The following is a 13,071-nucleotide window of genomic DNA, read 5'->3' as shown; positions in this document are numbered from 1 at the left end:
CCGGTGCGTACGGAGACTGTCCGGAGCTTGTCCACTCCTGTCCGGGCTGTCCGAACCGAGCGCCGGGTAGCGGGCGTTGAGGAGGTGGGGCGCGCATGGGCGTGGACATCGGCAACGACAGCACGGAAGAACCCGGCTGGGAGGTGGACCCCGAGGACGAGCAGGGCGCGGCGGTGGTCGCGGCGGTCGGCCGCCAGCTGCGCGTCTGGCGCGAGGGCGCGGGCCTGCGCACCGCGGACCTGGCGGTGGCGATCGGCTACGGCGAGGACCTGGTCTACAAGGTGGAGTCGGGCAAGCGGATCCCGCGCCCGGAGTACCTGGACAAGGTGGACGAGGCGGTGGGGGCGGGCGGGAAGATCAGCGCCATGCGGCGGGACGTGGAGCAGGTCCGCTACCCGAAGCGGGTCCGTGACCTCGCGAAGATGGAGGCGCGGGCGGTGGAGATTGGCGTGTACGACACCCATGGTATCCACGGTCTCCTCCAGACCGAGGATCACGCGCGCGCCCTGTTTCGGATGCGCCAGCCCGCGTACTCGGCTGACGAAGTAGAGCGCTTCGTCGCGGCACGCATGGCTCGGCGCACGATTTTCGACCGGGAACCGGCCCCAGCGCTCTGCTTCGTCCTCGAAGAGGCTGCCCTGCTCCGACCAATCGGAGGCACAATGGTATGGCGTCGGCAGCTCGAATTTCTGCTGGAGGTGGGGCCGTTGCGCAACGTAGCCCTCCAGGTCATGCCGATGCGTCGCGCGGTCCATGCAGGCATGGACGGCGGCATCGACATACTGAAGTTTGAGGACGGTTCGGCCGTAGGGCGCTCCCCAGGCGCGTTCGCAGGCCGCCCTGTGACCGACCCGAGGCAGCTCCGGATCCTTGAATTGCGGTATGGCATGATCCGGGCCCAGGCCCTCCCACCAGGGGAGTCCCTGGACTTCATCGAGCAAGTGCTGGGAGAAGGATGATCCACGAGCCCGAGCTGCTTGAGTGGTTCAAGAGCAGCTACAGCAGTGGCAGCGAAGGCGACTCCTGCGTCGAAGTGGCCTGGCGCAAGAGCAGCTACAGCGACAGCAGCAATGGCAACGACTGCGTCGAGGTGGCGGCCACCCCCGCCACCATCCTCGTCCGCGACTCCAAGAACCTCCCCGGCCCCCGCCTCGCCTTCGGCGCATCCGCATGGGCCGGGTTCCTTGCGTACGCCGCCGGTCGCTGACGCGGAGCAGATGCTCCGGAGTCTGCGGGAGCGCGGCGAGGAGGCGGTCTCACGGTCCGGCGCGCGCGTGTTCGGCGCGCGCGTCTTCCGGGCGCGGCCCGACGAGCTGTGGCGGTGGTGGCTGGGGGTGCGCGAGGAGACCGGGCTGCACCCCTTCCTCTCCGACCTGTCCCCCGCGGACCTGGTCTCCGGGGAGATCGCGGATCCCGACGTCTTCGACCGGCGGGCCGAGACCGCTCCGCGCGAGATCGTGGCGGAGATCGTCGCCGCCACTCTTCAGGAGCACCTCGACGACTGCGAGGCGGGCGAGGCGGAGGAGTGGCGGGCCGACTTCGACCCGGTCCGGCTCGCGCAGCAGCTCTCCGGCACGCCGGTCCACCGCGCGGCCCCGTACCGACGGGCGGAGCCGCGCTGGCTGTGCCTGGCGGAGAGCCGGCACGGCTACGCCGTGCCGGGGCTCCTGCCCGGCCGGCCGGCGGCGTACGGGCGGCTGATGCGCGACTCCGATCACGTGGCGTTCCTGCACACGTGGCACGACCGGTTCGGGGCGGAGCTGTTCCACCTGGGCCGCGACACCGTGCAGCTGGATGTCGTCCGGCCGCCCACCGGCCCGGTGGCCACGGCCGAGGTGGCGATCGAGCAGTACGCCTACGGGCCCGACGGCCGGGACGCCGTGGCGCTCGGCGACGGGCAGGTCCGTACCGGCACGTGGTCCTTCGGCTGGGACTGACGGCGCGCCGGACGGCGCAGTCCCGTTGGCGGGGCCGCGACGCCCCGCCGAGTCTGAGAGTCATGGAGAACAAGCCGAAGGTGGAGGTCCAGCCACCGGACAGCCGCGGCCTCCGACAGATCCGCATCGGCGGCGAGACCGTCGGCAGTGCCTGGTCCCTCCGGGATCTGCGCCGCACCCTCGGCAACCTCGGCTACCCCAAGGACCTGGACCTGGATGACCGTGCGGCCGTGTGCTGGCGCGAGGGCGGCCGTGACACATGGCCCGACCATGCGGGCAGACGGCGCTCGACCATGGCCCTCGTGATCATCGGCCTGCTGGGGTCCATGACCCTCCTCGTCGCCATCGGCTGGCCCGACGCCTTCGGTGCGGCGACCTTCGCGAGCCGCCTCACCGGGGTCCTGTTCATCCTCTCCGGTCTGGCACAGGGCGGTTCCGCCATCGCGGCTCTCGACTACTGGGGGAAGCGGTCGTTCAGGTACTCCGGGGCGCTGGTGCTGCTCGGGGTGCTGATCGCGCTCGCCGCCAACGGGTTGCTCGTCCTGATGTGGTTTCAGGAGAGGGAGTTCACCCGCTGGACGCTGGCCTACTTCCCCCTGTGGTTCTGGTCGCTGTGGGCCCTTTCGGTACTCATCCGCGAGAAGGCGTGGCGGGGCATCCCGCACCCGAAGGGGTTTGCTGTCGGAGTCGTGGGCACGGCTCTCTTCGCCTCAACCAACCTCGGGTACTCCGCCGTGTACCAGCCCCTGTCCACTCCGGTGCTGTTCCACCTGAAGGCCGAGTTCGGGACGCCGAAGATGGACCCGGCACGGCCGATCCTCCACGTACCGCTCACCCTCCAGGTGAAGAACACCGGGAAGGTCCCGGCACACCTGATCAACAGCGACTATTCCGTCTTCGGAGTGCGGGCGCCGTTCTCCAAGGACGCCAAGGAACTGCAGAAGCGGAAGGAGGCGGTGGAGGAGACAGGGGAAGTGCGGCTGCACACCGGGGTACCCGAGTACCGAGCCCTTGCAGCCGGGCCCTTCTACGGTCCGGGCTACTGGCTCGAGCCGGGCGAGGAACTCCGGATGGACAAGGTCATCCAGGTACCGAAGACCGCCACCTACGACATCCTCACGTCCCACTTCGCCGTCACGTACATGCGTATGGACCGGGGGAAGATCGGAACGGCGTTCGCCGTCCCGCACTATTCCTGGGACAAGGACGAGAAGAAGTTCCATTGCCCGGACTGCCTGGAGTCGGTGCTGTACCGCGGACGGCTCCGCCACAACAACAACATCATGAACGTGACACGCCGCCCGGTCTTCGTGACGTCCGCGTGGTGGGTGGGCCCCCGCGGCTCAAATGTCGATACCCGGGTCTCCTCGTCACCGGACTACAAAGGCGCAATCCAGTACGACACCGCGGCGGAGGAGGAGAACGCGCGCGAATCGCAGCGGTACGGCCTAGCCGCCTTCGACACCATGCACGCCGTCCCCTTCGCCTCCCTCCTCGACCCGCCCCGTCCCTGACCAGCCGCCCTCCCCGCGCCCTCCCCGCGCGGACTCGAAACGCGCGGCGGCACAACCGTGGCACCCTGCCGCGCGTCTCCTTCGTGACTGACCACCCACGAGGAGGACCGATGTTCACACGACCGGGACGGCGCGGCCGGCCGGGGGCGATCGCGCTCACCGTCGCGCTGGGGCTCGCCGGGACGATGCTGACAGGCGGGACCGCCGCGTCGGCCGTCTCCGGCTACGACGCATGCCCCAAGGGGTACTTCTGCGCCTGGACGACGGCGCAGCCGGGCGGCTCCGCCCCCGGCACCATGCTGAAGACCAAGACGGACCTCCAGTCCCTGACCGGGGCGAATGCCGTCTTCAACGACTCCATCCGCTCGTACATCAACCGGACCGACCGGTACGCCTGCCTGTACAGCGAGTCCGACTGGAACGAGTGGGGGTCGGGGCACCCGTTCGTCTCGAAGCCCGACAAGGCCGGGCGGGGCCACAGCGACCCCGCCGTGACCAAGACCAGCTCGCTCGAACTGGTCCGTACCCTGCGCGAATGCGAGTACTCGAACGCGCAGGCGTACCCGAGCTGGAGCACCCATCCCGTGACGCCGAAGCCTGGCTTCCGGAACCTGGACGGGGACCACCACGCCGACCTGCTCGGGCGGGACGAACGGGGTGGCCTGTGGTTCGTACCGGGGAACCAGTACGGCGGCGGTGACGGCCAGCCGCCGCCCGGCGAGGTGAAGTTCCTCGGCGAGGGCTGGCAGATCTACGACTCCCTGACCCGGCACGGGGACTTCACCCGGGACGGCAAGGAGGACCTGATCGCCCGCGAGAAGGCCACCGGCAGGCTGTACGTCTTCCCGGGCAAGGGCGACGGCACCCTCGGCGCCCGCCGGGTCCTGGCCGCCGGCAAGTGGAACGCCATGTCGCACATCACCGCCTACGGCGACCTGACCGGCGACAAGCGCGCCGACCTCGTCGCCCGCGAGAGCGCCACCGGCCGGCTGTACGTCTACCCCGGCACCGCCTCCGGCAGCCTGGGCAGGCCGGTCCGGCTCGGCACCGGCTGGGGGGCCATGGACGCCCTCGTGGACGCGGGCGACCTGACCGGCGACAAGCGGCCCGACCTGCTCGCCCGGGAGAAGGCGACCGGGAAGCTCTGGCTCTACCCGGCGACCTCCCGCGGCGGCCTCGGCGCCCGCAAGCTGATGGGCAAGGGCTGGGAGGTGATGGCGGAGTTCGTCTCCGGCGACACGTACGGCTGGGGCAACGGCATCGAGATCCTGGCCATCACCAACGGCAAGTACAAGGCTCCGAAGGGCGAGCGCCGCGACGGCTGGGCCCTGACGTACTCCATGGGCCACGGCGGGATCCTTCGGGGAGCCGAGGACTTCGAGCAGGGTGACAAGCGCGGCGGCTGGTGGGGCTTCACCGGCATGGCCTGACCGACGTACCCCGGGGCACGCACGGGGGTTCCCTCCTTGGTGTCCGGGACCTAATCTGACGCACCATCAGGCCGTCAGGTCAGGGTCCCGGGCGCCAGGAGGCGACTGCGCATGCTGCTGCAAGGGAAGACCGTCATCGTCTCCGGCGTGGGCGCCGGGCTCGGGCACCAGGTGGCGGCCGCCGTGGTCCGCGACGGCGGGAAGGCCGTGCTCGGGGCGCGGACCGAGGCCAACCTCGCCAAGGCCGCCGCCGAGATCGACCCCGACGGCCTGCACACCGCCTACCTGCCCACCGACATCGGCGACGAGGCCCAGTGCCGGGCGCTCGCCGCGCTCGCGCAGGAGCGGTTCGGCGGGATCGACGCCGTCGTGCACGTCGCCGCCTGGGACTCGTACTTCGGCGGCCTCGAGGACGCCGACTTCGGCACCTGGCAGCAGATCCTCGACGTCAACCTCCTCGGGACCCTGCGCATGACCCGCGCCTGCCTGCCCGCCCTCAAGGAGAACGGCGGCGCGGTCGTCATCATCGGCACCCAGTCCGCGATCGCCGCCCCCAACGAGGTCCAGCAGGCCGCGTACGCAGCCTCCAAGGGCGCCCTGACCTCCGCGATGTACTCGATGGCGCGCGAGCTCGGGCCGCACCGCATCCGCGTCAACACCGTCCTGCCCGGCTGGATGTGGGGGCCGCCCGTGCAGGCGTTCGTCACGTTCACCGCCCACAGCGAGGGGATCCCCGAGGCGGAGGTCCTCTCCCGGCTCGCCTCCCGGATGGCGCTGCCGGAGCTCGCCACCGACGGGGACGTCGCCGACGCCGCCGCCTTCCTCGCCTCCGACCGGGCCCGCGCCATCACCGGGCAGCAGCTGCTCGTGAACGCCGGCGAAGTGATGCGTTGAGCACGGCACGACGCCCCGCGACCCGATCGACGGATCGTATGCTCCTGAGATGACCACCACCCCTCCGCAGCCGCCCACCTCGAATGCCATGCGGCGGGCGCTGAAAAGGGCCCGTGACGGGGTCGCACTCGACACGACCGAGGCGGCCGTACTCCTCCAGGCGCGCGGTGAGGACCTGAACGACCTCACCGCCTCCGCCGCCCGCATCCGCGACGCCGGCCTCGCCGCCGCCGGGCGGCCGGGCGTCATCACGTACTCGAAGAGCGTCTTCATACCCCTGACCCGGCTCTGCCGGGACAAGTGCCACTACTGCACCTTCGCCACCGTGCCCGGAAAGCTCCGCAGGGCAGGGCACGGGATGTTCATGTCGCCGGACGCGGTGCTCGACATCGCCCGGCGGGGCGCCGCACTCGGCTGCAAGGAAGCCCTCATCACCCTCGGCGACAAGCCCGAGGACCGCTGGCCCGAGGCCCGCGAGTGGCTGGAGGCCGAGGGCTACGACGACACGCTGTCGTACGTACGGGCCATGTCCATCCGGATCCTCGAGGAGACCGGGCTCCTCCCCCACCTGAACCCGGGCGTCATGTCCTGGTCCGACTTCCAGCGGCTGAAGCCGGTCGCGCCCAGCATGGGGATGATGCTGGAGACCACCGCGACCCGCCTGTGGTCCGAGCCGGGCGGGCCGCACCACGGCTCCCCCGACAAGGAGCCCGCCGTCCGCCTGCGGGTCCTCGAGGACGCGGGCCGGTCGTCCGTACCCTTCACCTCCGGCCTGCTCATCGGCATCGGCGAGACGTACGAGGAGCGGGCCGAGTCCCTCTTCGCGCTGCGCCGGATATCCCGCTCGTACCACGGCATCCAGGAACTGATCATCCAGAACTTCCGCGCCAAGCCGGACACGGCGATGCGCGGGATGCCGGACGCGGAGATCGACGACCTGGTCGCGACCGTGGCCGTGGCCCGGCACATCATGGGCCCGGCCGCCTGCCTCCAGGCGCCGCCGAACCTCGTGGACGGCGAGTACGTCCGCCTCCTCGGCGCCGGCATCGACGACTGGGGCGGGGTGTCTCCGCTGACGCCCGACCACGTCAACCCCGAGCGGCCCTGGCCCCAGATCGACCTGCTCGCCGAGCAGTCGGCGGCCGCCGGCTTCGAGCTGCGCGAGCGGCTGTGCATCTACCCGGAGTTCGTGCAGCGCGGCGAACCGTGGCTGGACCCGCGCGTACTGCCGCACGTACGGGCGCTCGCCGATCCGCAGACCGGCCTCGCCCGGCCCGACGCGGTGGTGCAGGGCCTGCCGTGGCAGGAGCAGGACGAGTCCTTCGCGGGCTTCGCCGCCGCCGGCCGCACCGACCTGCACCGGACCATCGACACCGCCGGCCGCACCGGCGACCGCCGCGAGGACTTCGACGCCGTCTACGGCAACTGGGACGCGCTGCGCGAGCAGGCCGCGCCCGGGATGGTGCCCGAGCGGTTCGACACGGACGTCCGGCAGGCCCTCGCGCAGGCCGCGGACGACCCGGAGAAGCTGACCGACGACGAGGCGCTCGCGCTGCTGCACGCGGACGGGCCCGCGCTCGACGCCCTGTGCCGGATCGCCGACGACCTGCGCAAATCCGTCGTCGGCGACGACGTCACGTACATCGTCACGCGGAACATCAACTTCACCAACGTCTGTTACACCGGCTGCCGCTTCTGCGCCTTCGCGCAGCGGCGCACCGACGCCGACGCCTACACCCTCTCGCTGGAGCAGGTCGCCGACCGGGCGGCGCAGGCGTGGGACGTCGGGGCGGTCGAGGTGTGCATGCAGGGCGGGATCCATCCGGACCTGCCCGGGACGGCGTACTTCGACATCGCGCGGGCGGTCAAGGAGCGGGTGCCGGGCATGCACGTGCACGCCTTCTCGCCCATGGAGATCGTCAACGGCGCGACCCGCACCGGGATGTCCGTACGGGACTGGCTGACCGCGGCGAAGGAGGCCGGGCTCGACTCGATCCCGGGAACGGCGGCGGAGATCCTCGACGACGAGGTCCGCTGGATCCTCACGAAGGGCAAGCTGCCGGCGGCCGACTGGATCGACGTCGTCGGCACCGCGCACGAGCTGGGGATCCGGTCCTCGTCCACGATGATGTACGGGCACGTGGACCAGCCGCGGCACTGGCTGGGGCACCTGCGGACGCTGGCGCGGATGCAGGAACGCACCGGCGGGTTCACGGAGTTCGTGACGCTGCCGTTCATCCACACCAACGCGCCCGTCTATCTGGCCGGGATCGCGCGGCCCGGCCCGACGGCCCGCGACAACCGGGCGGTCACGGCGATGGCCCGGCTGCTGCTGCACCCGCACATCACGAACATCCAGACGAGCTGGGTGAAGCTGGGCGCCGAGGGCGCGGCGGAGATGCTGCGGTCGGGGGCCAACGACCTGGGCGGCACGCTGATGGAGGAGACCATCTCGCGCATGGCCGGGTCGGGTTACGGCTCGTACAAGGCGGTGAAGGACCTCGTCGCGATCGCCGGGGCGGCGGGGCGGCCCGCGCGGGCCCGGACCACCCTCTACGGGGAGGTGCCGGAGGAGCGGCAGCGCGCGGCGGCGGCCTCGGACGGGCACCTGCCGGAGCTGCTGCCGGTCCTGGACTAGGCGCGGGACGTGCGGAGGCCCCGGGCAGTCTTCACTGCCCGGGGCCTCCGGTCTCGCTACTGCTCCCGGCCTTCGCCGTGCTCAGGGTCCCCAGGGCCTTCGAGGATTTCCTCGGGGCCCCAGTTGGTCTCCTCGATCTCCGTGAGGAGTGCGGAGCGCTCCTCGTCGGTCAGGGAGTCCCCGTTGACGCTGTGCATCCCCCACGGAACGGCGCAGGGCCCTTCGTGATCGGGGTCCGGGCAGAGCACGTCTGCCAGGCGGTCCATCAGCTCCTCGTGCTCGGCGGAGGTGGCGATCACGGCGATCTTCACCTGCCAGAGCCTCGGCTCCTCGGATCCGCCGCCGGGGTCGGTGTCAGGGGTGGTCTCGGGCATGTCGGACGTCCTCCAGGCAGATCAGGGGCTGCAGCCACACCAGCTGCCGTAGGTGCCCCGCCACACCTCGCTGCGGAACAGGATGCCCCACGTGTTGTGGTTGGCGCTGCGCATCCAGTTGGGCGGGTTGCGCCGGTGGATGTTGCGCGGGCTGTAGTTGCCGTCCCACCACTGGCGGGCACGGTTCTTGGTGCAGTCGTACGCCTTGCAGTGGCGGGCGTAGCAGCCGCGGGGAGCCTGGTGCACGGTGTCGCGCTTGGCGTCCCGGGCGGCCTCCTCCTGACTGTGGCCCGAGCCAGCGCCCCAGATGTAACCGGTGCAGTGCGAACCGCGTCCGGCCAGCTGGCACTTGGCCTTGCACTTCCACTTGCGGCCGTCGAGGTCGTTCTTGTTGACCGGGTCGCCGGGGTATCCGTAGCGGTTGTCACCGCCGCCGAAGACCGGGTCGACCGACAGGAACCGGCCGGTCGCCGGGTCGTACAGCCGGATGCCCATGAGCATCTGGCCGGTCACCGTCTCCGCGGTCCGCTGCCGGGCGCCCAGCCAGCCGTAGCGGGGCACCGACTGGCCCGCGCGGGCGTTGCCGTACTCGTCCGTGTCCAGGGCCGTCGGCGCGACGGAGGTGTCCAGCGGCAGCTGGAGCGCCACGTCGCCGTGGATGGTGGTGAACTGGAGCACGGTGTCGCCGGTCGCGCCCGTCGTGGCGCTGAGACCGCCGGACAGGGTGGAGACGTTGCGGGTGACCGCTCCGGTGGCGTTGTCCTCGACGATCCACCGCGGGCTGTCCGCGTCGCAGTTGTAGTGGTTCGTCTTGCTGCCGACCTGCGTCCACGTGCTGCCGGTCTTGTTCTCGACCGTCCAGGTACGGAAGCGCAGCGCGGAGTCGAGGTTCCAGGTCTGCCGCTGGGTGGCCGTGGCCTGCTGCCGCGCGATGTCGTTCGCGAAGTAGCCGGTGGTGACGCCGTCCGGCTGGGAGGTGGTCCGGCCGAAGGCGTCGTAGGCGTAGCCGGCGGTCACGGCCCGGTCGGCCGAGTCGTAGGCGGTGGTGACGGTCGTGCCGCCGGAGGCCGGGCAGTCCTCGCCCGGTCCGCCCTTGGCCGTGGTCAGGCCGGTGCGGTTGGTGCGGCCGTCGAACGCGTACGTCCGCCGGGTGCACACCGTGTCCGCGGTGTCCTGCACGCTGGTCAGACGGCCGACGGCGTCGTAGCCGAACTTCTGGGCGGACCAGCCGAAGCCGGCGGTGTTCTGGTCGTGGACGGACTCGGTGACGGAGTTGCCGTAGACGAGGGTGCCGTCGCTGTCCCGGGTGTAGTTGCGCTGTACCGGCGAGCCGGCGGTGTCCATGCGGACCGACAGGGTGTAGCCGCCGGGCAGCTTCTCGCTGACCAGCATGCCGTCGGCGTTGTAGGTGCCGCTGAAGGTTCCGGCGGCGGAGTCGGTGATCGCGGTGGCGAGGCCCCGGGGTTCGGCGCCGTGGTCGTAGGCGTAGACCTGGGTCGAGGGCACGCTGTCGGTGACCTTGGCCGGGCGGTCCAGCCGGTCGTACTCGGTGCTGGTGACGCCGCCGTCGGCGTCGGTGTAGGAGGTCAGACGGCCGAGCTTGTCGTACGCCTTGGTGATGGTGCCGCCGGAGGCGGAGCCCACGGAGACGACCCGGCCCGTGGCGGGGTCGTAAGCCGTGGTCGTCGCCGGGACGGCCTGGCCCAGGCCTCCGGTGACGGTGACGGTGGTGGCGCGGCCCGCACCGTCGTAGGCGGTGGTGGTGGTACGGGTGACGCCGTTGGCGGTGTTGGCGATGACCGCGGTGTTGCCCCACACGTCGTAGCCGTAGGTGCTGGTGGCCAGTTCGGTGGGGTTGGTGCCGCCGCCGGTGATGGCGCCGGCGGGGCCCGTGGAGCAGAGCAGGTCGGCCCATTCGGGGCGGCCCTGGCAGGTGCCGGTGCCGGTCGCGGACCAGTACGCCGTCACGCGGGTGGCGGCGTCCGAGCCGGACGCGCCGGGTGGCGTCTCCTTGATCAGCTGGCCCTTGGCGTCGTACTGGTAGCCGGTGGTCAGGGCCAGACCGCCCGGGTCCTTGACCTTCTTGGTCGGCAGGCCGCGGGACCAGTCGTAGACGGTCTCCTCGGCCCGGGTGTCACCGTGGACGGTGGGGTGCTCGCGCACCTGGATCCCGGTGGTGGACAGGGTGACCTGGTCCTTGACCTTCGCGGTGCCGTCGGTGGGACGGCCGGCGTCGTACTCCTTGACCGTCCAGGCGCGGCCGGTCACGGAGGTGCCCGCCGACACCAGGGTGGTGGCCCCGGACTTGAGGTCGGAGGTCAGGTCGAGCCGACGGAGCGGAGCGAACTCCTCCAGCACCCGGGTCCCGGTGGCGTCGTAGGTCCGGGTGGTGGACAGCAACTGGGCCCGCTCGGCGCTGCCGAGCTGCCCGATGCCCAGGTCGGCCTGGGTGGCGCGGTCCGCGGCGGTGATGCCGAGGGCGATGGCGCGGTTGCCCGGGGTCAGTTCCCGGACCGGGTTGCCGAAACGGTCGGACTCGCTGGTCGTGAGGTGGCCGCCGGGCGTGGCCTCGTTCACGGCCCGGCCGGAGGCGTCGAGGTAGCTCAGGCTCGCGCGGGCGTAGTCCGCGGCGGCGAGATCGCTGCCGGTGGAGGAGGCGGGCACCGCGTCGGCCGGGAAGACGGCCGTGGCGTCCGTGGGAACGCCGGTCTGGCCCCAGGCCTTCACGTCCGCCGCGGCCATCTGGTGCGGGGCCTTGGCGCCGGTCAGCGGGACGTCGTAGACGAGCGTGGTGGCCGAGGTGCCTTCCTCGACGTCCTTGGTGCCCTGCTTGAGGCCGGAGCGGGACGCCTTGAGGAGCATGCCCGGTCCGGCGGTGGCGGCGTTGCCCGCCTGGCCGTAGGTGAAGGACCAGGGCAGCTCGCCCGCGGGGGTCAGGCCGGTGACCCGGCCGACCGCGTCGTAGCCGTAGAACGTCGGCAGCGCGGGGCTGATCTGCGGGTTCCAGGCCTCACGCAGCCGGGCGGAACCGTCGTACAGGTACTTCTGGACCGCCTTGGAGGTGGCTGCGGCGGCGCCGGGGGCGGTGGACCACAGGCGGATCTCCTTCACCTGGCCCGCTACGTCGCCGAAGGCCGGGTCGGTGGCCGTGGTGGAGGTCCCGTAGGCGAACTCCAGGACCCGGCAGCCCTTGGTGGCCGGCGTGGAGAGGCAGGTGGCGTTGTCGACGGCCGAGGTCGGGGCGACGACGCGCACGGGCCGGGCCACGGTCTTGCCGCCCTCCTGCACGGTCTCGGACAGCGTGGTCGTGGTGGTGGTGTCGAGACCTTCGAGGCGCGAGGAGGTCAGCTGCCAGGTGTCCACCCCGGCGGACGTCTTGGCGAAGTCGGTGACCACGCCTTCGCTGTCCTTGAGGGTGAAGGTGGCGCTGACGCTGCCGCCGAGGCTGAGGTCGGCCGCTCCGGGCTCGGGGATCCAGGCCGTACGGGCCGTGTTCGCCGTGAAGCTGACCTTGGTGCCGTCCGTCTTGACGAGCGTGACGGCCGTGTCGGAGATGCGCCTCAGGTGGGAGTAGTCCGATTCCGTCAGCTGCGCGGACACGCCCGACACCCAGGCCGGTCCGAAGATCGCGGCCTGGCCCTGCTGGTCGGCCGCCTCGGTGGGCGTCCGGGAGGAGGCGGTCCGGTTGACGGAGAGGCCGTGGGAGGCCACGTCCGTGGCGGACAGGGTGTAGTCGCCGGTGAGGAGGTTGACCGAGCCCGGTCCGACCTCCTGCGTGGCGGCGTTGTCGGCGGCGCGGTCCACGACCACCGTCAGGGAGTCGCTGCTGCCCGCGGCGGATGCCGGGCCGGTGAACTCGGCCCGGATGCGGATGGCTCCGTCCGGGCTGACCGTACCGGCCGCGTCCCAGGTCAGCGGTGCGTTCTTGCCGTTGACGAGCGGGACGGGCCACGTGGTGAGGGCGGTGCCGCCGGCGGTCACGTCGGCGGCCGGGACCGGCACCCAGGGGTCGGCCTCGGAGCGGCGCCAGGAGAACGACACCTTGTCGTACTTGCTGCCGTCGGCGTCGGCCGCCAGAGTGAGGCGGCGGGCGGTGCGCTCGCCCTCGCTGGGCTGGACGAAGCCGCCGGGGCCTGCGTGGAAGGTGTAGTCGACGGCCTCGGACTTGTTGTCGGCCTTGTCGACCGCGCGGACCTGGAGGGTGTGGGTGCCGTCCTTGGGCGGGGCGATGGAGATCGCCTTGGCGCCGGAGGTGCCACCGGTGGCGACCTTGGTCCAGGTGGT

The 13,071-nt window shown here is 71.6% G+C and carries 9 protein-coding genes; 7 read left to right on the top strand and 2 right to left on the bottom strand.

The features are described 5' to 3' along the window. Positions 1–95: 95 nt before the first annotated feature. From ACZ7H1_RS34715 to ACZ7H1_RS34685, 7 genes are all read left to right on the top strand, one after another. Positions 96–959: a helix-turn-helix domain-containing protein gene (locus ACZ7H1_RS34715; protein ID WP_470792204.1), complete on the top strand. Its 864-nt coding sequence runs from the start codon at positions 96–98 to the stop codon at positions 957–959. After that, complete coding sequence (locus ACZ7H1_RS34710) at positions 956–1,207, top strand: DUF397 domain-containing protein (RefSeq protein ID WP_470792203.1); 252 nt, start codon at positions 956–958, stop codon at positions 1,205–1,207. Before ACZ7H1_RS34715 ends, ACZ7H1_RS34710 begins: the two co-directional genes overlap by 4 nt. Before the next feature lie 10 nt (positions 1,208–1,217). Further along, positions 1,218–1,937 carry a DUF4253 domain-containing protein gene (locus ACZ7H1_RS34705; RefSeq protein ID WP_470792202.1) on the top strand — a complete coding sequence of 240 codons (720 nt, stop codon included), beginning with the start codon at positions 1,218–1,220 and terminating at the stop codon, positions 1,935–1,937. A gap of 62 nt (positions 1,938–1,999) precedes the next feature. Beyond that, positions 2,000–3,451: a DUF308 domain-containing protein gene (locus ACZ7H1_RS34700; RefSeq protein ID WP_470792201.1), complete on the top strand. Its 1,452-nt coding sequence runs from the start codon at positions 2,000–2,002 to the stop codon at positions 3,449–3,451. A gap of 110 nt (positions 3,452–3,561) precedes the next feature. Next, positions 3,562–4,881 (top strand): FG-GAP-like repeat-containing protein, encoded by a 1,320-nt coding sequence (locus ACZ7H1_RS34695; protein WP_470792200.1) that lies wholly within the window; start codon positions 3,562–3,564, stop codon positions 4,879–4,881. Positions 4,882–4,992: 111 nt separating this feature from the next. Continuing rightward, the gene (locus tag ACZ7H1_RS34690) at positions 4,993–5,775 is read left to right on the top strand and encodes an SDR family oxidoreductase (protein ID WP_470792199.1); all 783 of its coding nucleotides are present in this window, start codon (positions 4,993–4,995) and stop codon (positions 5,773–5,775) included. Between the two features lie 49 nt (positions 5,776–5,824). Next, the gene (locus ACZ7H1_RS34685; protein ID WP_470792197.1) at positions 5,825–8,413 is read left to right on the top strand and encodes a bifunctional FO biosynthesis protein CofGH; all 2,589 of its coding nucleotides are present in this window, start codon (positions 5,825–5,827) and stop codon (positions 8,411–8,413) included. A gap of 56 nt (positions 8,414–8,469) precedes the next feature. Here the strand turns inward: ACZ7H1_RS34685 and ACZ7H1_RS34680 are convergent, their stop codons facing one another. Together ACZ7H1_RS34680 and ACZ7H1_RS34675 are read right to left on the bottom strand one after the other, a co-directional pair. Next, entirely contained in the window at positions 8,470–8,787 is a 318-nt protein-coding gene (locus ACZ7H1_RS34680; protein ID WP_470792195.1) for a hypothetical protein, read from the bottom strand. 21 nt (positions 8,788–8,808) lie between these two features. Then, a partial coding sequence (locus ACZ7H1_RS34675) for an RHS repeat-associated core domain-containing protein (RefSeq protein ID WP_470792194.1) occupies positions 8,809–13,071 on the bottom strand: 4,263 nt, incomplete at its 5' end.

The sequence above is a fragment of the Streptomyces sp. NPDC037401 genome (assembly GCF_055602345.1).
The sequence above is the reverse complement of the archived record's forward strand: the minus strand, read 5'-3'. Positions and strand labels throughout refer to the sequence as shown.

Bases quoted from the DNA above. Each gene is read 5' to 3' on its own strand.
- ACZ7H1_RS34685 (WP_470792197.1), top strand. From the start codon at position 5,825: ATGACCACCACCCCTCCGCAGCCGCCCACCTCGAATGCCATGCGGCGG.
- ACZ7H1_RS34700 (WP_470792201.1), top strand. From the start codon at position 2,000: ATGGAGAACAAGCCGAAGGTGGAGGTCCAGCCACCGGACAGCCGCGGC.
- ACZ7H1_RS34710 (WP_470792203.1), top strand. From the start codon at position 956: ATGATCCACGAGCCCGAGCTGCTTGAGTGGTTCAAGAGCAGCTACAGC.
- ACZ7H1_RS34695 (WP_470792200.1), top strand. From the start codon at position 3,562: ATGTTCACACGACCGGGACGGCGCGGCCGGCCGGGGGCGATCGCGCTC.
- ACZ7H1_RS34715 (WP_470792204.1), top strand. From the start codon at position 96: ATGGGCGTGGACATCGGCAACGACAGCACGGAAGAACCCGGCTGGGAG.
- ACZ7H1_RS34705 (WP_470792202.1), top strand. From the start codon at position 1,218: ATGCTCCGGAGTCTGCGGGAGCGCGGCGAGGAGGCGGTCTCACGGTCC.
- ACZ7H1_RS34680 (WP_470792195.1), bottom strand. From the start codon at position 8,787: ATGCCCGAGACCACCCCTGACACCGACCCCGGCGGCGGATCCGAGGAG.
- ACZ7H1_RS34690 (WP_470792199.1), top strand. From the start codon at position 4,993: ATGCTGCTGCAAGGGAAGACCGTCATCGTCTCCGGCGTGGGCGCCGGG.